This is a genomic window from Agromyces sp. NPDC055661, from assembly GCF_053618135.1.
Genome location: NZ_JBSHHC010000001.1, coordinates 1182835 through 1202098, shown reverse-complemented (window position 1 = coordinate 1202098; position 19264 = coordinate 1182835). Strand labels below are relative to the sequence as shown.

The window sequence follows — 19264 nt, the reverse complement described above, 5'->3', positions numbered from 1 at the left end:
GGCGCGAGCATCGATGCATGCTGAAGCTCGATCGCGTCATCGTCCCGCTCAAGGTGCTGCTCGTCCTCCTGTTCCTCGGCTTGATCGTCGCCGAGGTGCTGAGCGTGCCTGGCCAGTTCATGGAGTCGGCGCGCGAGGTGCGGCCCGAGTTCGCGCACATCCCGTGGCTGGTGCTGGGGTTCTCGCTCCTCGTCCTGGTCGCGGTGCAGGTGATCATCGTGTGCATCTGGCGGCTGCTCGACCTGGTGCGGGGCGAACGCATCTTCAGCGAGCAGGCGTTCGCCTGGGTCGACGCCATCGTCTGGACGATCGCCGCCGTGTGGCTGCTGATGCTCGTCGTGTTCGGCTACGTCGCCGGCTTCAACTTCTTCACGCCCGAGCTCCGCGACCCGGGCATCCCGGTCGTGCTGTTCGGCATCGGCCTCGCCACGAGCGTCGTGCTCCTGCTCATGATCGTGATGCGCGCGCTCCTCGGGCAGGCCGCGACGATCCGCGCCGACCTCGCGGACGTGATCTGATGCCGATCATCGTGCGCATCGACGTCCAGCTCGCGAAGCGCAAGCTGAGCGTCGGCGACTTCGCCGAGCAGGTGGGACTCACGCCCGCCAACGTCGCCGTCCTGAAGAACGGGCGCGCCAAGGCGGTGCGGTTCAGCACGCTCGAAGCGATGTGCCGCGTGCTCGACTGCCAGCCGGGCGACCTGCTCGAGTGGGTTCCGGGCGACGACGACGCCGACCTCGGTCGGGCGGATGCCACGGGCTAGCGGTATCGGCGACCCAGGTGCCGCGGACGCGAAGTGGCGGGTCGGGCCGCCCCGGATCTCCCCAGATCCTCAGGTGGGGGCGCCCGGCCCGCCAAGGTGGCGAGACGAAAATCTCCCCTGTCATCGTTTCGCCGCACTGATTCTCACTGATGAGCGAGTGATTCGAGAAATCCTCACCACGGGTCTTGACTCGCGGCGCCGCAGTGTGCAGTCGTCGACGGCCCGGATGTGTCAGGCGTCGACGGGCTGACGCGGGGCCGCGGCCGTCGCCGGCAGCAGGCGTCGGACCGTGTCGGCGGCCAGCGCGACGAGGAGCACGAGGAGCGCGGCATCCGCTGCGATGTAGGCGTAGTGCGCCCAGTCGGTGCCGGGTGCCTGCGCGCCCGCGATCACGAGGTCGCTGCGGAGATCCTGGCGCCCTCCGAAGTCGTATCCTCGGCCAGATCGTCGTCGCCGGTGATCTCGCCGGGCAGCTCCGCGTCCTCGGCCTCGCCGGGCAGCGCCTCGGCGGGCGGCGGCCCCTCGGGCTGCGTCTCGCGACGCTGCTGGGGGTCCGCACGCTCCACGCTCGGGTGGTGCTCGCCCGGCGGCACGCGGACGGTGAGTCCGCCGGCGTCGATCCACGTGCGCAGGGCGCTCGCCCGGCCGAAGCCGTCGCCGTCGAGCTCGATCTCCTCGGGGCGGCTCAGCACGACCTCGAGACGTCGGCCCTTCACGTAGCGGAGCGCGTCGACGTCGCGGCCGACGAACTTGCGGCCCCACCGCGTGCGGCGGAGCACGCCGTTCTCCCAGATCACCTTGCCCATGATCTGCGTCCAGCCCCAGGCGCTCTCGGGGCGGAGGAACACCGCCTCGAATCGCCCGTCGTCGATCGCCGCGGTCGGGAGCAGGAGGATGTTGGCCGGCAGTGATCCGCAGTTGCCGATGATGAGCGTGTGCGCCGACAGGTCCCGGATCCGGTGCCTGTCGAGCCGGTACCGCATGCGCATGCGGTTCTCGTCGCGCAGCGCGGTGCGGATGGCGGCCACGTAGGCGAGCCAGCCCACCTTCGCCTTCAGCTCCTCGTCGGTGTTGGAGAGCATCTTCGCATCGAGCCCGAAGCCCGCCATGACGAGGTACGCCGCGCGGTCGGTCGAGCCGTCCTCCCTGCGCAGCTCCGCCCAGGCGAGGTCGATGCGTCGATCGGCGCCGGCGAAGGCGACGTTGATGGAGTTCGCGAGGTCGTCGAGCGTCAGGTCGAGGTTGCGGGCGAGCAGGTTGCCCGTCCCCGAGGGCAGGAGGGCGAGCGACGTCGAGGTGCCCCCGAGCACCTCGGCGACCGCGCGGATCGTGCCATCACCACCGGCCGCGATGACCATGTCGGCACCGGCATCCAGCGCCGCCTTCGCCTGGCCGCCGCCCGGGTCCTCGACGGACGTCTCGAACCAGACCGTCTCGTCCCAGTCGGCCGCGGCGGGCTCGGCGGCGATCGCGCGACGGAGCTCGTCGCCGTCGACCTTCACGGGGTTGTACACCACGGCAGCACGGGAGCGAGAGGGCATGGGCTGAGCCTACGGGCGCACTTCCGGCGTCACGAGGCCTTGACGACGGATGCCGCGGCATGCCAAAACCGAGTGCCTGAATCGTTTCGATTCGCTCTTGACACCCTTCATGGACGAGGCATAGTTTCGTGATTGGAAAGCGTATTCCTGCCATGTCCCTCGACGGCGAGCGATGGCCACCACGACCTGCTCGACGGGCGATCCGCCATGCCCGGAATGACGCTGGGCACGGAAACCCAGTCACTTTCGACGAAGAAGGCAGGCATGGTCACCACCTCATCACCCGGATCCACCAGACGAAATCCATGGCGCAAGGCCCTCCCACTCACGGTCTCGGTGGCTGTCGGGCTCTCGCTGTTCGGCGCGAGCGTTCCCGCCCTCGCCGCTCCCAAGTCCGACCTGCGCCCCGTGGAGTACCTCACTCGAGGCCTCGTCGCGGCGCAGTCCGCGGACGGCATCTTCCTGAGCTGGCGCTTCCTCGGCGACGAGCCCGACGGCCTCTCGTGGAACGTCTACCGCAAGGACGGTGACGCGGCCTTCCAGAAGATCGCCACCATCGCCCCTCGCGACGTGCAGCCCGAGAGCGACTACGACACGAACCCCGGTGTCGTGAAGGAGGACAGCACCCCGTCGAACTACACGGACGCCGACGGCGTGCTCACCTCCGTCTACGAGGTCGCCCCGGTCGTCGACGGCGTCGAGGGCGAGCGCCAGGGCATGAGCGTGCCGATGCTCTCGTCCCTCGTTGGGAGCGCCGGCCAGGCCAACCGCGGTGCCGTGCACTACATCCCGCTGAAGCCGGCGCCGGCCCCCGTACCGCTCGCGCACTTCACCTACCGCGGCACGGCCAACGAGTTCGGCGGCCCGAACCGCAACCTCAACGCGGCCAGCATGGTCATCCCGGGCACGGGCGGCCAGAACTGGTACGTCGTCGACATGGACCTGCTCAAGGGCTTCCGGTCGGCATACGAGCAGCAGGCGTCGGTCACGCAGGGGCAGCTCGAGGGCTGGGTCGCCGCGCTCAACCAGAAGAACACGACCCCCAACGCCCTCGGTGTCGCCACCTACGCATCGGCGCGGCCGCTGGTGAACGGGCTCGTCGACGGCAAGATCACGAAGGCGCTCTACGACGAGCTCGAGGCCGAGTTCATCAAGTACGTCGAGAACCTCGACTCGGGCACGAAGCTCCCGTACGCGAAGACCAGCTCGGGCGCGATCTCCACGGCGCAGAGCGGCACGTACTCGACGCACGACATGACGGTCGGCGACTTCGACGGCGACGGCGAGTACGAGATCGTCGTGAAGTGGCGCAGCACCCAGGTCGACCCGATGTACTCGGAGCCGATCTTCGGCGGCGGCAGCACCACGACCGCGCCCGAGTACGTGGACGTGTACAAGCAGGACGGCACCCTGCTGTTCCGCGTCGACATGGGCTACAACGTGCGCGCGGCCAACGACCACGAGACCACGCTGTTCGCCGAGGACTTCGACGGTGACGGGAAGTCGGAGCTGATGCTCAAGACCGCCCTCGGCACCCGGATCGGCAACTGGGACGAGGCGTCGCAGTCGGTCGTCTACCCCGACACGCTGCAGACCGTCGTCGGCGGCGATGACGGGCTCGCCACCACCACGGAGAAGTTCAAGGAGTACTTCGCCACCGGCAACGACCAGGCGCTCGACACCTACTGGTCGCTCCTGAACAGCTTCAGCATCGCCTACCGCAGCCCAACCTCGGGCGGCGGCAACGACGGGCCCAACGACCCGGCCCTGAAGCGCTGGATCAAGACGTACCACGTCGGCCCGATCGGCCCCGCCAAGGACGACCAGGAGTTCTTCTCGGCGTTCGAGTGGGACCCGGGAGCCGCCAAGGGCGTGCTGGTCGACAGCGAGAAGTACCCCTTCCCGTACCGGGCCAGCGTCGACGGTGAGAACTGGGCCATGACGCCCGCGTCGCAGCGCGGCAACTACTCGTACCTGGCCTTCCCCGGCCCCGGTGCGGGCACGTCGACGAGCGACTACAAGGCGCAGATCCTCGCCCAGTCGGAGGTCTACTGGCTGGAGCACCCCTGGAAGGCCGCCTCGTGGGGCGACGCCCAGGGCAACCGCCCGAACCGCTACGTCGGCGTGGTGGCCGCGCTCGACGGCGTCAACAAGTACGCCGTCTCCCAACGCGGGTACTACCACCGCACGACCCTCGCCGCCTTCAACATCGTGGACGGCCAGGTCAACCTGCAGGCGAGCTTCGACTCGGCGGATTCGCAGTACTGGTCGCTCGGCGGCAGCGCCTACGACTACCAGAACCGCGGGAACCACTTCACCGCGTCCGCCGACCTCGATGGCGACGGATGGGAAGAGGTGGTGCTCAAGGCGATGGTCCTCGGCCTGAACGCCGACAAGACCAAGATCCTGCCGAAGGTCCTCAACGGTGACGTCATGCCCACGATCGAGGGGCAGGACGGCGTGCCGCCGGTCGCCGGCGAGTTCCAGTTCGCCACCGACGAGGTGCGGAACAACCCGAAGAACGTGTGGGCTCCGCTCCGCCACGGCGACCGCAGCGCCCTGCTGCCGGTCGACAAGGAGAACAACATCCGCGAGTGGTCGGGCATGGAGGAGCACCTCCTGGACGACCTCCGCACCGGTGTGCACAGCGGCTGGATCCCCGGCCCGGCGGGCTACGACCCCATGAAGGGCAAGCGCCTGAACGAGCAGGGGGAGGTCATCTACGAGAACTCGCTCATCTACGGCACCTACTCGGGCAGTGACGACGAGGGCAGCGTGGCGGGCAACTACTCCAACCGCTGGCCCGGCGCACAGGCCGGATCGGCAGGCGCGACGCGCGAGGTCAGGAGCATGGTCACGGGCGAGATCCTCGCGACCACCAACAGCGCTCGCGGCATCGCGCAGGGCCTCAACGCCATCTGGTTCGGCGGCGGCCTCACGCACATGGCCGTCAACGGTGCCACGATCAGCACGGTGAACGACCAGACCTTCGCGGCCTCGTCGTACCTCGCGACGGGCATGACCTCGACCGGCAACAAGAGCACGCCGACGCTGAAGGCCGACATGTTCGGCGACTGGCGCGAGGAGCTCATCCTCCGGGCGAGCGGAAACCGCCTCGGCATCGTCACCACGCTGGCGCCGACCGAGTACGGCATCCGCACGCTGATGCACGACCCGATGTACCGCGACGGCGTGGCGAACAAGAACACCGGGTACGACCAGGTCGGGTTCGCCAGCTTCTACCTCGGCGACGAGGCGGAGCTGCCGGCGAAGCGGACCGACATCGTCGTCGTCAAGGCCGACACCACGTCGCCTGAGGTCTCGGTGAAGCCGGACTCGAAGGGCGCCGATGGGGTCTACACGAAGGTGTCGTTCCGGGTCTACGACGACGGCAAGATCGCCAGGGTCACGCTGAACGGCGTGGAGCAGGACCTGGCCGATCGGAAGAACGCCAACCTCAACAACATCCGGCCGGGCGCCTCCGGCGCGCAGCTCGGCAGCAACGAGCTGAAGGTGTACGACGTGGCGGGCAACGTCACGACCGTGACCTTCACGCTGGTCCGCTAGCCGGGCGCAGGCTCAACGGAGAGGCCAGGGAGGGCCGGTCCAATCGGACCGGCCCTCTCGGGTGTCCGCGGCGCCGCGGCATCCGCCGGCTCGGAGGCCTGGTGCACCCCCGAATGCGCGAATTGACAAGCAGTGGGCGATCGCGGATGCTGTGCTGGCCCCCAGCACCGCCCGTTGACACGATGGAGTGCCGATGACCCGCGTTCGACGCCCCCTCGTCGCGCTCTGCACCATGCTCGTCCTCGTCGTCGTCCAGGCCTTCCTCGACCCGACGGGGCTGCTCGCGCTCGTCGGCTGGTCGGGCGCGCTGCCGCGCCTCGAGGCCGGGCTCTGGCCGTTCGCCACGATCGCGGTGTTCGTGCCGGTGCTGCTCGCCGTCACCTGGTGGGTGGCCGCGTGTGCGGGCGATCGGTACTGGACGCTCGTCCCTGGCATCGTGCTCGCGGTGATGCTGGCGCAGGCCGCCGCCTGCCTGGCGATGACGTGGGATGCCGCGACCGCAGCCTGGGCGGCGGGGTACGTCACGGCGAAGGCCGTGCCGGTCGCGCTCGTCGTCGCCGCCGTGGCGCGCTGGTTCGGCGGACCCGTCGAGCGACGCGTCGAGGCGCGGGGCTCGGTCTGGGTGCCGGCGGTCCTGTTCGCGGCCATCGCGCCGTTCGTCGCCGGCGTGTGGTGGACCGGGGCCGTGTACGCACCGGGCGTGCCGGCCGCGCGCCCCGACCGCGGCGCCGTCTCGGTGATCCTCGGGATGCTGCTGCTCGCCGGCGCCGCCTGGCTCTGCCTGCGCTGGATGCGCCCGCGCGTCCGTGGAGTCCTCGGCGGATGGCTCGCCGCGATCGTCGCGGGCGGACTGGTGGGCCTCGTGCAGGCCGTCGTCGCGTTCGCGGTCGAGGGGGGCGTGCGCGGCGACCTCTGGCCGCTGATGTCGGCCTACGTCACCGTCGCCGACGGACTCTCGTTCGGTGCGTGCCTCGGGTGGACGGTCGGCGTCGCGGCCGTCGTCGCCGACCGGCTCGCTGAGGGTCGCGCCGCGCGCGTGCCGAAGATCGCCGCTGCCGCGGCCGCCGTGGTTGCGCTCGTCGCTGCGATCGCCATGCCGTCGCTCAGCGCCGCGGTCGCATCCGAGGGAGACGCAGCGGCCGCAGCCCCTGCCGACGCCGGCGCCGTGCCCGACGCCTTCCTCCGCGCCGAGGGCCGCCGCATCACCGACGGCGAGGGCAACCAGGTGCTGCTGCGCGGCGTCAACGTCAACCAGCTGGTGGACTTCTACCAGCCGCAGCCCGACGTGCCGGCGACGCGGCCGTTCACGGGGGACGACGTCGCGGGCATCGCCGCGCAGGGGTTCGACGTGATCCGCCTCAACGTGTCGTGGTCGGCGCTCGAGCCCGAGCGCGGCGAGCTCGACGAGGCCTACCTCGACCGGATCCACGAAGCCGTCGAGTGGGCGGATGACCACGGCGTGTACGTCGTGCTCGACATGCACCAGGACGGCTGGTGGAACGGCGCGACCCCCGAGGGTGCCGAGTGCCGCGCGGGCACGAGCCCGATGTGGGGCTACGACGGTGCGCCCGAGTGGGCGACGATCACGGATGCCGCGCCGCGATGCCAGTTCGAGGGACGCGACATCTCGCCGGCCGGCAACCGCGCCTTCCAGAACTTCTACTTCGACACCGACGGCGTGCAGGCAGCACTCGTCGAGACGTGGGGACGGCTCGCTGCGGAGTTCCGCGACGACCCGACGGTGGCGGGCTTCGACCTGCTCAACGAGCCCGGCTTCGGCGAGACCGCCCCCGTCACCACGTCGTACCAGCTCGGGCGGTTCTACGACCGGGCGATCGAGGCGATCCGTGCGGCCGGGGCGCCGCAGATCGTGTTCGTGGAGCCGAGCATCCTCTGGTCGGGGCTCGGCTTCGACAGCGGTCCGCCGCCCGGCTTCACCGACGACGACAACATCGTGTTCTCGCCGCACCTCTACGCCGAGTCGATCACGATGGACCGCTCGCTCGGGCTGCCGCCGATCGTGGGCATGGAGCGCCAGTTCGAGCTCGCGCAGCGCGTGGCGGACTCGTACGGCGCCCCGCTGTGGTCGGGGGAGTACGGCTACTGGGGCGATGACGCCGACCGCGTCGCACGGCTCGAGCGCTACGCGGCGACCGAGGACGCCTACGGCCTCGGCAGCGCCTACTGGGTGTGGAAGCAGGCCTGCGGCGACCCGCAGAACGGCATCGGGCCGATCGGCGACGGGCTCATGCGCCAGGACTGCGAGACGGGCGAGGATGCCGCGCCGCGCGCCGACCTCCTCGAGATCCTGAGCCGCGCCTACCCGCAGTCCGCGCCGGGCGAGCTCACCGCGCTCACCGCCGACGGCGCGGAGTTCGCGCTCGCGGGCACGGCCGACGGCGAGGGCTGCGGGCTCCGGGTGTGGGTGCCCGGCTCGGTGAAGCCCGACCTGCGGGCCGAGGGCATCACGGAGGTCGAGCTGACCGAGGTGCCCGGCGGTTGGACGGTCACCGGGTGCGTGGACGGCGAGTACGCGCTCACGGCCGGATGACGGGCGGTTCCGCCGCGCGCGTAGGCTGACGTCTCGTGGACGACCGACCTCCGACCGAGCCGGCGAGCGAGCCGGGGATCGAGTTCGGTCCCGACCACGACCTCACCCTCGCGCCGCTCGGTCTCGGCCTGGCCGCGATCGGCCGCCCCGCCTACATCACGACGGGGCGCAACGCCGACCTCGACGACGACCGCAGCGTCGACGCGATGCGCGGGCGCGCGCACGACCTGCTCGACGCGGCGTGGGCGCGCGGCATCCGCTTCTTCGATGCGGCGCGATCGTACGGGCGTGCCGAGAAGTTCCTGGGGTCGTGGCTCGCGGCACATCCGGAGCGTCGCGCGGAGCTGACGATCGAGTCGAAGTGGGGCTACGCCTACGTCGGCGGCTGGCGCATGGACGCCGAGGTGCACGAGCGGAAGGAGCACTCGCTCGGGATGCTCGAGCGGCAGTGGCCCGAGACGCTCGCGGCGCTCGGCGGGCCGCCCGACGTGTACCTCGTGCACTCGCTCACGCCCGACAGCCCGGCGCTCGCCGATGACCCGCTGCTCGACCGCCTGCGCGAGCTCGCGGCATCCGGCGTGCGCATCGGCGTCTCGACGAGCGGACCCGGACAGGGCGCCGCACTCGACGCGGCGCGGGCGCTTCCCGACTCGCCGTTCTCGGCCGTGCAGGCCACCTGGAACCTGCTCGAGCCCTCGGCCGCGCCGGCGCTCGCGCGGGCGCACGGCGCCGGCTGGCTGGTCGTCGTGAAGGAGGCCGTCGCGAACGGCCGGCTCACGTCAGCGGGTGTCGAGCCTCGCGCCGCCGCCCTCGCTGACGCCGACGGGCAGGCGCTCGACGCCTTCGCGATCGGCATCGCCCGCGCGCAGCCGTGGAGCGACGTCGTGCTCTCGGGCGCGGTCACCGAGCAGCAGCTCGCCTCGAACCTCGCCTCGCGAGCGCCGGTCGGGGCGACGACGGATGCCGCGGAGCTCGCGGCACTCGCCGAAGATCCGGCCGCCTACTGGGCCGCCCGCAGCGCCCGCGCCTGGACGTGACGGCGGACGCGACGACGGGCGCGAACGCGACGACGGCGCTCCGCCGAAGCGGAGCGCCGTCGCCGTGGCACGGTCCGATCTGCGGCAGGGCGCCGGACCGGTCGGGTCACACCTGCGGCAGGATGTCGAAGGCCACGCGGCCGTCCTCATCCACCCGGGCGTCGAGCGTCTTGTCGCCGAGCGCCGCGGTGGCGCTCTCGTCGAGGTAGACGCGGGCGCCGCCCTGCTCGACGATGGCGTCGCGCGGCTTCGGCAGCGGCACGATCGACACGCCGAAGTCCGTGGCATCCGGGTTCTCGGCCTCGATCCGCAGTCCGGCCCGCTCGGTCTCATCGTTGCGGCGCACGATCTCCTCGACGACGGTGGTGGCGGTGTCGGTCAGGGTGAGCATCGTTCCTCCTTCGATCACGAACCGTCCACCATTCCGGATGCCGCGGCCACCCGCGACCCCTTGCGATCCATGAGCGGATGCCGCACACTGGGCGCCCCTCGACCGTCCACCGCGCCCGTCCGGGTGCTCCCTCGGCGCGCGACCGAACGTCGGACCCGTGACGCCTCCCAGCCGCGCGGACTACCCTGAAGCGTGACTTCAGGCGACGCCCCGGTCGAGGTCGAGGCTCCGGAGGAGCCCGCCACGACGTTCTCCGACCTCGGACTCGAGGGCCCGGTGCTCAAGGCGCTCGACGACGTCGGCTACGAGACGCCCTCTGCGATCCAGGCCGCGACGATCCCGACGCTGCTCGACGGGCGCGACGTCGTGGGCCTCGCGCAGACCGGCACGGGCAAGACGGCCGCGTTCGCGTTGCCGATCCTCGCGCGCCTCGACCTGTCGCAGAAGACGCCCCAGGCGCTCGTGCTCGCGCCGACCCGCGAGCTCGCCCTGCAGGTCTGCGAGGCGTTCGAGCGGTACGCCGCGCACCTGCGCGACGTGCACATCCTGCCCGTCTACGGCGGGCAGGGCTACGGCGTGCAGCTCTCCGCGTTGCGCCGCGGCGTGCACATCGTCGTCGGCACTCCGGGCCGCATCATGGACCACCTCGACAAGGGCACGCTCGACCTGTCGGAGCTGAAGTACCTCGTGCTCGACGAGGCCGACGAGATGCTGAAGATGGGCTTCGCGGAGGACGTCGAGACGATCCTCGCCGACACGCCCGACGACAAGCAGGTCGCGCTGTTCTCCGCCACGATGCCGGCCGCCATCCGCCGCATGTCGAAGCAGTACCTGCACGACCCCGCCGAGATCACCGTCAAGACCAAGACGCAGACGTCGGCGAACATCACCCAGCGCTACCTCGTCGTCTCGTACGCGCAGAAGGTCGACGCGCTCACCCGCCTCCTCGAGACCGAGAACTTCGAGGGCATGATCGTGTTCGTCCGCACGAAGAACGTCACCGAGGAGCTGGCCGAGCGGCTGCGCGCCCGAGGCTTCTCGGCCGCCGCGATCAACGGCGACATCAACCAGGTGCAGCGCGAGCGCACGGTCAACCAGCTGAAGTCGGGCAAGCTCGACATCCTGGTGGCCACGGATGTCGCGGCGCGCGGCCTCGACGTCGAGCGCATCAGCCACGTGGTGAACTTCGACATCCCCACCGACAGCGAGCCGTACGTGCACCGCATCGGCCGCACCGGACGCGCCGGACGCACCGGCGACGCGATCAGCTTCGTGACCCCGCGCGAGCGTGGCCTGCTCGCCCGCATCGAGAAGGCCACGCGCCAGCCGCTCGTGCAGATGCAGCTGCCGAGCGTCGACGAGGTCAACGTCACGCGGCTCGCCCGGTTCGACGACCGGATCACGGAGGCGCTCGAGGCATCCGAGCGCATCGAGGGGTTCCGCGACATCATCGCCCACTACGTGCGGCACCACGACGTGCCGGAGGTCGACGTGGCCGCCGCGCTCGCCGTGGTCGCACAGGGCGAGACGCCGCTGCTCATGGAGCCCGAGCCCGAGCGTCCGGCCCGCGCCGAGCGGGCCCCCCGCCGGGAACGAGACGACCGCGACGGTCGGGCCGGGCGATGGGATCGGGACGACCGCGACGGGCGGGAGGACGACGGCAGTCGCGGTCCGCGCGGGCGCCGTGGCGACACGGGAATGGCGACGTACCGCATCGCCGTGGGTCGCCGCCACAAGGTCGAGCCCCGCCAGATCGTCGGCGCGCTCGCGAACGAGGGCGGCCTCAGTCGCGAGGACTTCGGCGCGATCCAGATCCGTCCCGAGTTCTCGCTCGTCGAGCTCCCGGCCGACCTGCCGCGTGAGACCCTCGAACGGCTCGACGGCACCCGGATCTCCGGCCGGCTGATCGAGCTCCGCCTCGACACCGGTGGGCCGCGCCGACGTCGCGACGGAGACGGCGGACCCGCGCGCGGCACCCGCCGCCGTGACGCGGACGGAGGACCGTCGGACCGCCGTCGTCGCGACGGCGACGACGCGCCGTCGGACAAGCCGTTCCGGAAGCCCCGGCACCGCTCCTGACGCGTCCACCGGTGGCCCAGCTCGCTCCCGTCGTGCTCGCCCTGCCCTGTTGCCGGATTCGGTGTTTCCGGCGCGGGGCGGCGCGTCGTGCCGTCGGAGTGGGCGTGTCCCGGCGGAACACCGAATCCGGCAACACCCAGGCGCGGGCGTGAGGGTGGGGGACGACGGTCCGGCCAGCCGTCCGTACCGGGTGGAGTCGCCTGTGGCGTCCGCCTATCCTCGTATGGGCGACGCCCCCCGAATGGGGAGGCGCGCCGTGCGCATGAGGGGAGGTGACGCATGACCGACGGTGAGCAGCAGCAACCCGAGGAGCCGATGCGCCGACCCCGCGGTCGGCACGCGCGGCGGCCTGCGCCGGTGGCCGGCGACGGCTGGCGCGCGAAGGTCGCGGCGGTCGCTGCGCCCCTCGTGGCATCCGCTGAACCCCGCATCGCCGCGGCGGCGGAGTGGCTGTTCGAGCGGCGCCTGCACGTGCTCGTCATCTCCGCGACGGCGGCGACCGTCATCATGATCGGCGGCGCGGTGGCGCTCATCTCCATCGCGCGCGGCGGCGTCTCGCCCGACGACGAGGTGGCGAGCGTGGTCGAGGGCGTCCGCCCCACCTCGACGCAGACGGGGGAGCCGGGCACCTACGCGCCGATCCTGCCGAGCCCCGGGCCCGAGCAGCACCTCGTCCCGGCGACGCCGGGGCCGACCGTCGGACCTGAGCCGGGCGTCGGGGACGAGCCCGCCGCGGATGAACCGCCCGTCGAGGACCCGGTCGAGCCGACCGCGGAGCCCGAGCCTGACGAGCCGCGCGGCAAGGCGACCGCGCCCGGTCAGACGAAGAAGCCCGTCAAGCCCTGACGCCGGTCGCGCGCCCGCGCCTCCGGTTTCGGCTTCATCACACTCCCCGTTCATGGGGCGTTCAGATTCCCGTGTTCGGGTAGGTTGAGCGCGACGTCCAGCGCTGCGCGTCACCACCGAACGATGGGAACCCCAGTGACCATTCGCACGGCCGAGTACCCCCGGCCGGACCATTTCCTCCTCCACATCAGCGACACGCACCTGCTCGCCGGCGGAGGCCGCCTCTACGACCGGGTCGCGAGCGAGCAGCACCTGCAGACCCTCTTCGCGGAGTTCGAGGCATCCGGCGGCCGGCCCGAGGCGATCGTGTTCACGGGCGACCTCGCCGACCTCGGCGAGCCAGACGCGTACGCCCGGCTGCGCCGCGTCGTCGAGCCCGTCGCCGAGCGGCTCGGGGCCCGAGTGATCTGGGTGATGGGCAACCACGACGACCGCACGGCGTTCCGTCGCGGCCTGCTCGACGACGACCTCGGCGGTTCACGACCTGTCGATCGGGTCGACGACGTGAACGGGCTGCGGGTCATCACGCTCGACTCGACGGTGCCCGGACACCACCACGGCGACGTGACGCCCGCCCAGCTCGACTGGCTCGCCGAGGAGCTCTCGATCCCGGCGCCGCACGGCACGATCCTCGCGATGCACCACCCGCCCGTGCCGAGCGTGCTCGACCTCGCGGTCTCGGTGGAGCTGCGCGACCAGGCCGGCCTCGCCGAGGTCGTCGAGGGCAGCGACATCCGCTCGATCATCGCCGGGCACTTGCACTACTCGTCGACCGCGACGTTCGCGGGCGTGCCCGTGTCCGTCGCGTCGGCGAGCTGCTACACGCAGGACCTCAACGTGCCCGTCGGCGGCACGCGCGGACGCGACGGCGCGCGGGCGTTCAACCTCGTGCACGTGTACCCGTCGACGGTGCTGCACTCGGTCGTGCCGCTCGGGTCGTTCCCCGCGCTCGACTGGATCGACGCCGCCGAGAGCGCGCGGCGCCTGGCCGCCGACGGCATCGTGATCCCGGATGCCGCGACGCCCGCGGCCCCGAAGGAGCCGCCGTTCACGATGCCGATCCCGGTGATGGCGGGCTGATCCCTCCGACCGAATCTCGCGGTCGTCCTGCTGCCCGGCCGGTCTCGTCACGTCGAACGTGGCGGATATACGATCCGACGCGCCGCCGAGCGGTGCCCATGCGCGGCGCGCCCGATCGTATGTCCGCAGGCTTCGACGAGACGGGGTCGGGGCGGCGGCGGCCGGTGGGTGCTACGCCGTGAGCTCCGGGAGCGGCCTGGCCGGGGCGGAGACGTCGGGCGTGGCATCCGCCGCCTTCTCCCACGGCGCCGGGAACGGGAAGTAGCGGTCGAGGAAGTCGATGACCGCCGCCGTGCGCTCCTCGACCGAGATCTCGGGGAAGCTCCCGTCGTTGAGGCAGAACATGTCCATGTCGCGGCGCTTGAGGAGTCGTCGCATCGCGGGCAGCGCGCGCTTCAGCGTCGTCTCGACGTACTTCACGCGCGCGTCCGTCTGCACCACCGCGCGACCCGTGAGCAGCGCGAAGTAGTGGTACAGCGAGTTCGTGACCGAGATGTCGGTCGCCGCGCGGAACCGGCTCGAGGCTGTGCGCCGGAAGTCCTCGGGGAAGGTCGCCTCGAGGTCGGCCATGACGCTGCGGCGCAGCGGCGCCGCGCAGTGCTCGAGGTGCCGGGTCGTGACCTTGCCGAACCGCTCGCGCAGCAGCGCCCGGTTCACGCGCGCGGCGTTCTCGAACCCGCTGCGCGTCGGGTTCGTCTCGCCGAGCCCGATGCGCGTAGTGGCCTCGACGAACTTCGTGATGCCGCCGGGCGAGAAGAACAGGTCGGGCGACACCGGGCGCCCGAAGAACATGTCGTCGTTCGAGTACAGGAAGTGCTCGGCGAGCCCCTCGATGCGGTGCAGCTGGCTCTCGACCGCGTGCGAGTTGTGCGTCGGCAGCACCGACGTGTCGCCGAACATCTCCTCGCTGCGCACGATGGTGACCTTCGGATGCCGCGCCAGCCAGCTCGGGGCGGGGGAGTCGGTCGCGATGAAGATGCGTCGCACCCACGGGGCGAACAGGTGCACCGACCGCAGCGCGTACTTGAGCTCGTCGATCTGGCGGTAGCGCGCCTCGGAGTCGTCGCCCTCGCCGACGACGTAGCTCTGCATGCGCTTCGCGCGCTCGCGGATGAACTCGTCGCTCGAGCCGTCGACCCAGGAGAAGACCATGTCGATGTCGAAGTCCACGTCGCTCGCGAGGGGCGCGAACATGTGCTCGAGCGTCGGCCAGTCGCGCCCGTGCAGGTGCACGGTGTCGTCCACCGCCTCCGAGCGGGGCATGGTGCGGCGCATGATCGCGTTCTCGACGGGCGCCTCGATGGTGTCCTCGCCGAAGCGCCAGAGCTCGAGCTGCACGGCGGTCTCGCGGCCGTAGCGCAGGCGGCCGACGGGCTCCACGCGCGGCCGGTACAGGCGCAGGATGCTCGCCTTGCGGTGCGCCGAGAGCTTTCCATCGGCGAGCAGCACGGGGTCGGCGTCGGCGATGCGCTCGGGGGCGATCGTCGCGGCGTAGAACGGCTCGTTCGCGAATGCCTCGGCGAACGCACGCGCGACGGCCTTGCGGTCGGCCCGGTCGACCGCGATCACGAGCCGCTCGTCGTTGCCGCGCACGAGCAGGTAGCCGATGCCTGCGGCGTCGAGCGCGTCACCGACCGCGCGCAGGTCCTCGACCATCGACTGCCTGGGCGTCATGTGCCCGTTGCGCAGCGCGTACTGGCCCTTGCGCAGCACCAGGTCGTCGCGGTCGAACCGCGCGATGCGCGGCGAGGAGGCCACGAGCACGAGCTCCGAGGCATCCGCCAGCCGGACCTGCGGCGAGGTCGGCTCGCGTCGCGCGAACGAGCTGCCCGGGTGGTCGAGGTGGTCGGCGGATCGATCGCGGTCGGGACTCGTCACGGACGGGTGGCCTCCAGGGGTCGGCTGATCGCACGGAATCGTGCGGGGGAGAACTTCCATCCTATCGAGCAGGCCGCCGGCGGCGACGGCTTGACAAGGCGGTCGTCGAGTGGAGCGAGGCGGAGCCGGACGTGTATCGCGTCGTTCCGTGACGGCGTCCGCGACCTGTGCGGTGACGCCCGGTGACGCAGGGTGTCGGCGTGTGGCACCCGGTTCCGTCGTGTGACGGGTGCCCTCGCGGCATCCGTCGACCCTCCCTAGCGTCGGCCATCGGAGGTCCTCACATGACTCGACTCATCATCGGCGCGATGGTCCGCGCGATCGGCGCGTACCCCTCGGGCTGGCGCTACCCCGGTGCGCACCGCGACCCGCGCGGCGACGCCGCGGTGCTGCGACGCGCGGCCGAAGTCGCTGAGGCGGCGCGGCTCGACTACCTGTTCTTCGGCGACTGGCTCGCGACCGGGCACGACCTGGAGTTCCGCGACCCCTACCTCGTCGCGCGGATCGACCCGATCTCGGCGGTCACGTACCTGGCCGGCGTCACGAGCCGCATCGGGCTCATCGCCACCGCCAACACGACCTACGCCGACCCCTACACGCTCGCGCGCGCCACGGCGTCGATCGACCTGCTCTCGGGCGGGCGCGCCGGCCTCAACCTCGTCACGGGCGCGGAGCCTCGCGCCGCCGGCAATCACGGGCGCGACCACCACCAGGCGAACGACACGCGGTACGACCGCGCCGTCGAGTTCGAGTTCGTGCTGCGCCGCCTGTGGGACTCGTTCGAGGACGATGCGATCGTGGCGGATGCCGCGTCGGGCGTCTACCTCGATCCGTCGCGCCTGCACGCCACCGACTTCCACGGTGCGCACCTCAGCGTGACCGGGCCGCTCAACGTCGCCCGTCCGGTGCAGGGACACCTCCCGATCGTGCACGCGGGCACCTCGCCGCGCTCCCGCCTGTTCGCCGCGCAGAACGCCGACCTCGCGCTCGTCGCGGTCTCGGGGCTCGAGCACGGCATCGCCATCCGCGAGGAACTGCGTGCGCTCGCCTTCGAGTCGGGGCGCGACGACCGCACGCTCAAGGTCATCGCACCCGTGCTGCCGATCGTCGGCGAGACACGCGAGCACGCGCAGGCCATCGCGGACGAGCTCAGCGAGCTGCTGCAGATCGCCGAGGACTGGCCCGACGGGCCGCCCGAGGCGTTCCCCGCGAACCGCTCGCTCGCGCAGCTCTCGGTCCTCCTCGGCGTCGACGTGTCGGGCCTCTCGCCCGACCGCGCGGTGACCCCGGCGCTCGTCGCGCAGTTCAGCGCCGCCGGACAGGAGCTGGTCGAGATCGTCGCCGAGCGCACGGGGCGCAGCCCCTCGGGGGAGCGGCCGCCGACCCTGCGGCACCTCGTCGTCGCGGCATCCGTCAACGCGTCGATGGTCGTCGGCACGGCCGCCGAGATCGCCGAGGAGTTCCAGACGTGGGCCGAGGCCGGCGCCGTCGACGGGTTCAACGTGCTGTCGGCCGTGCAGCCCGCGCAGTTCGAGGCGTTCGCGCTCGGGGTCGTGCCCGAGCTGCAGCGACGCGGCGTGTTCCCGACCGAGTACGAGGGCTCGACCCTGCGTGAGCACCTCGGACTGACCCGTCCCGACAACGTGCATGTTGCCCACGGTGACGTGCGGTTGCAGCCCGTGACCGGCCGTGACGGCGCGGGTCATCGGGCGGTTGAGCGCACCGCGCGGCATCCGTAGCTTCGACGACCAACCCCCACCCGGGGCCATCCCCGCACCGTTCCCGACCGAAGGAAAAGATCACCGAGATGTCCACGCCACGCATCACCCGCCTCGCCCTCGCGAGCACGGCCGCGCTCGCCGCGGCGGCCCTGCTCGCCTCGTGCGCCGGCCAGGCCCAGTCGACGGATGCCGCAGCCGGCGACCCCGTCGAGGGCGGCACGCTCACCTACCTCGAGCACCAGGCCTACACCACGCTCTACCCGCCGCAGGCCGGCTTCTACCCGAACGGCGGACTCGTCAACAACCTCACCGCCCGCCTCACGTGGCAGGACCCCGACTCGCTCGAGATCGAGCCCTGGGTCGCCACCGAGTGGACGGTCAACGCGGATGCCACGGAGTACACGTTCGACCTGCGCGACGACGTGACCTTCTCCGACGGCACCCCGCTCGACGCCGCCGCCGTCGCGAAGAACTTCGACACCTACGGCCTGGGGAACAAGGACCTCGGCCTCACCATCTCGGAGGCGATCAACAACTACGCCTCGAGCGAGGTCGTCGACGCCGACACCGTCACGTTCCGGTTCTCGGCGCCGGCACCCGGCTTCCTGCAGGCCACCTCGACGATCAACTCGGGGCTCGTCTCGCCGGCCACCCTCGACCGCAAGCTCGAGGACTGGGGTGCGGGCAACGCCGCGGCGATCGTCGGCAGCGGCGCGTTCGTCGCGACGGAGGAGGAGATCGGCACGACGCTCCACCTCGAGGCGCGCGAGGAATACGACTGGGCTCCACCGTCGTTCGAGCACCAGGGTCGTGCCTACCTGGACGCGATCGACGTCGTCGTGACGCCCGAGGACAGCGTCCGCATCGGGTCGCTGCTCGCGGGCCAGGCCGACGTCATCCGCTACGTGCAGGCGTTCGACGAGGCGCAGGTCGAGGGGGCCGGCTTCGAGGTGATCGCCGCGCCGACCCGCGGCGTGAACAACTCGCTCGGCCTGCGGTTCACGAACCCGCTGCTCAGCGACCTCCGCGTGCGCCAGGCGCTCGTTCACGGGGTCGACGCGCAGGAGGTCGTCGACACGATCTTCACCGAGAACTACCCGGTCGCCACCTCGGAGCTCGCCGCCACCGCGAAGGGCTACGTCGATGAGTCCGAGGGGCTCGAGTACGACCCCGAGCTGTCGGCCGAGCTCCTCGACGAGGCCGGCTGGACCGAGGGCGCCGACGGCATCCGCGCGAAGGACGGGCAGCGCCTGTCGCTCACCGTCTACGAGGCGAAGCCGCAGCCGCTCTCGAAGCAGACGCTCGAGCTCGTGGCGCAGCAGCTCAAGGAGATCGGCGTCGAGCTCAACGTGAAGGCCGCCGACTCGGGCAGCTACGCCGAGGACATCCTCGACCCGCTGAAGACCCCGCTCTACCACTCGATGGTCGGACGCGCCGACAACGACGTGATCAAGAGCCAGTACCACACGAAGAACCGCAACACGCTGCTCTCGGACGACGCCGAGCTCGACCGCCTGCTCGAGGCCGTGGCCTCGGAGCCCGACCCCGCCAAGCGCGACGAGGCCTCGGCCGCCGTGCAGGACTACCTCACCGAGCAGGCGTACGTGATCCCGCTCTTCGAGGAGCCGCAGGTCTACGGCGCGGCGTCGTACGTGCACGGGTTCCGCACGGAGTCGGTCGCGCGGCCGCTGTTCTACGACACCTGGGTGGAGAAGCAGCAGTAGCTGGTACCTCTCGGTGATCGAGTAGCGCCCGGCGGAGCCGGACGCGTATCGAGATCGGGTGACTGGATCTCGATACGCGTCGCCTG

Annotated in this window: 14 protein-coding genes; 10 read left to right on the top strand and 4 right to left on the bottom strand. The window is 71.4% G+C overall.

What is annotated here, in order from left to right; all coding sequences use genetic code 11:
* Positions 1–17 precede the first annotated feature (17 nt).
* A complete protein-coding gene (locus ACWGO8_RS05485; protein WP_452042100.1) occupies positions 18–518 on the top strand; it encodes a DUF2975 domain-containing protein in 501 nt (166 codons plus the stop codon).
* Positions 518–763 (top strand): helix-turn-helix domain-containing protein, encoded by a 246-nt coding sequence (locus ACWGO8_RS05480; protein WP_452042099.1) that lies wholly within the window; start codon positions 518–520, stop codon positions 761–763. Before ACWGO8_RS05485 ends, ACWGO8_RS05480 begins: the two co-directional genes overlap by 1 nt.
* A gap of 231 nt (positions 764–994) precedes the next feature.
* Here the strand turns inward: ACWGO8_RS05480 and ACWGO8_RS05475 are convergent, their stop codons facing one another.
* Together ACWGO8_RS05475 and ACWGO8_RS05470 are read right to left on the bottom strand one after the other, a co-directional pair.
* Positions 995–1156 (bottom strand): hypothetical protein, encoded by a 162-nt coding sequence (locus ACWGO8_RS05475; protein WP_452042098.1) that lies wholly within the window; start codon positions 1154–1156, stop codon positions 995–997.
* The gene (locus ACWGO8_RS05470; protein WP_452042097.1) at positions 1153–2304 is read right to left on the bottom strand and encodes a diacylglycerol/lipid kinase family protein; all 1152 of its coding nucleotides are present in this window, start codon (positions 2302–2304) and stop codon (positions 1153–1155) included. Before ACWGO8_RS05470 ends, ACWGO8_RS05475 begins: the two co-directional genes overlap by 4 nt.
* 264 nt (positions 2305–2568) lie before the next feature.
* Here ACWGO8_RS05470 and ACWGO8_RS05465 point away from each other — a divergent pair, with 264 nt between their 5' ends.
* The 3 genes from ACWGO8_RS05465 (at position 2569) to ACWGO8_RS05455 (ending at position 9459) form a co-directional block, all read left to right on the top strand.
* Positions 2569–5871, top strand: a complete 3303-nt coding sequence (locus ACWGO8_RS05465) for a rhamnogalacturonan lyase family protein (protein ID WP_452042096.1) — start codon at positions 2569–2571, stop codon at positions 5869–5871.
* A 193-nt stretch (positions 5872–6064) separates the two neighbouring features.
* Positions 6065–8422, top strand: a complete 2358-nt coding sequence (locus tag ACWGO8_RS05460) for a cellulase family glycosylhydrolase (RefSeq protein WP_452042095.1) — start codon at positions 6065–6067, stop codon at positions 8420–8422.
* Positions 8423–8457: 35 nt separating this feature from the next.
* Positions 8458–9459, top strand: a complete 1002-nt coding sequence (locus tag ACWGO8_RS05455) for an aldo/keto reductase (protein ID WP_452042094.1) — start codon at positions 8458–8460, stop codon at positions 9457–9459.
* Between the two features lie 106 nt (positions 9460–9565).
* Here the strand turns inward: ACWGO8_RS05455 and ACWGO8_RS05450 are convergent, their stop codons facing one another.
* The gene (locus ACWGO8_RS05450) at positions 9566–9850 is read right to left on the bottom strand and encodes an iron-sulfur cluster assembly accessory protein (RefSeq protein WP_376955774.1); all 285 of its coding nucleotides are present in this window, start codon (positions 9848–9850) and stop codon (positions 9566–9568) included.
* A gap of 192 nt (positions 9851–10042) precedes the next feature.
* Between ACWGO8_RS05450 and ACWGO8_RS05445 the strand changes: the two genes are divergently transcribed.
* From ACWGO8_RS05445 to ACWGO8_RS05435, 3 genes are all read left to right on the top strand, one after another.
* Positions 10043–11929, top strand: a complete 1887-nt coding sequence (locus ACWGO8_RS05445; protein WP_452042093.1) for a DEAD/DEAH box helicase — start codon at positions 10043–10045, stop codon at positions 11927–11929.
* Between the two features lie 279 nt (positions 11930–12208).
* Positions 12209–12775: a hypothetical protein gene (locus ACWGO8_RS05440; protein ID WP_452042092.1), complete on the top strand. Its 567-nt coding sequence runs from the start codon at positions 12209–12211 to the stop codon at positions 12773–12775.
* Positions 12776–12910: 135 nt separating this feature from the next.
* A complete protein-coding gene (locus ACWGO8_RS05435; RefSeq protein ID WP_452042091.1) occupies positions 12911–13855 on the top strand; it encodes a phosphodiesterase in 945 nt (314 codons plus the stop codon).
* 171 nt (positions 13856–14026) lie between these two features.
* Here the strand turns inward: ACWGO8_RS05435 and ACWGO8_RS05430 are convergent, their stop codons facing one another.
* Positions 14027–15793: a stealth family protein gene (locus ACWGO8_RS05430; protein WP_452042090.1), complete on the bottom strand. Its 1767-nt coding sequence runs from the start codon at positions 15791–15793 to the stop codon at positions 14027–14029.
* A gap of 224 nt (positions 15794–16017) precedes the next feature.
* On the opposite strand from ACWGO8_RS05430, the gene ACWGO8_RS05425 reads away from it, so the two are divergent.
* Together ACWGO8_RS05425 and ACWGO8_RS05420 are read left to right on the top strand one after the other, a co-directional pair.
* Complete coding sequence (locus tag ACWGO8_RS05425) at positions 16018–17472, top strand: NtaA/DmoA family FMN-dependent monooxygenase (protein WP_452042089.1); 1455 nt, start codon at positions 16018–16020, stop codon at positions 17470–17472.
* A gap of 68 nt (positions 17473–17540) precedes the next feature.
* Positions 17541–19178 (top strand): TIGR04028 family ABC transporter substrate-binding protein, encoded by a 1638-nt coding sequence (locus tag ACWGO8_RS05420; RefSeq protein WP_452042088.1) that lies wholly within the window; start codon positions 17541–17543, stop codon positions 19176–19178.
* Positions 19179–19264: the final 86 nt, after the last annotated feature.

What these genes read in the sequence shown, in the direction of transcription:
- ACWGO8_RS05470 (WP_452042097.1), bottom strand. Translation starts at nt 2,304, where the DNA reads ATGCCCTCTCGCTCCCGTGCTGCCGTGGTGTACAACCCCGTGAAGGTC.
- ACWGO8_RS05430 (WP_452042090.1), bottom strand. Translation starts at nt 15,793, where the DNA reads ATGGAAGTTCTCCCCCGCACGATTCCGTGCGATCAGCCGACCCCTGGA.
- ACWGO8_RS05420 (WP_452042088.1), top strand. Translation starts at nt 17,541, where the DNA reads ATGTCCACGCCACGCATCACCCGCCTCGCCCTCGCGAGCACGGCCGCG.
- ACWGO8_RS05465 (WP_452042096.1), top strand. Translation starts at nt 2,569, where the DNA reads ATGGTCACCACCTCATCACCCGGATCCACCAGACGAAATCCATGGCGC.
- ACWGO8_RS05450 (WP_376955774.1), bottom strand. Translation starts at nt 9,850, where the DNA reads ATGCTCACCCTGACCGACACCGCCACCACCGTCGTCGAGGAGATCGTG.
- ACWGO8_RS05425 (WP_452042089.1), top strand. Translation starts at nt 16,018, where the DNA reads ATGACTCGACTCATCATCGGCGCGATGGTCCGCGCGATCGGCGCGTAC.
- ACWGO8_RS05485 (WP_452042100.1), top strand. Translation starts at nt 18, where the DNA reads ATGCTGAAGCTCGATCGCGTCATCGTCCCGCTCAAGGTGCTGCTCGTC.
- ACWGO8_RS05460 (WP_452042095.1), top strand. Translation starts at nt 6,065, where the DNA reads ATGACCCGCGTTCGACGCCCCCTCGTCGCGCTCTGCACCATGCTCGTC.
- ACWGO8_RS05440 (WP_452042092.1), top strand. Translation starts at nt 12,209, where the DNA reads ATGACCGACGGTGAGCAGCAGCAACCCGAGGAGCCGATGCGCCGACCC.
- ACWGO8_RS05480 (WP_452042099.1), top strand. Translation starts at nt 518, where the DNA reads ATGCCGATCATCGTGCGCATCGACGTCCAGCTCGCGAAGCGCAAGCTG.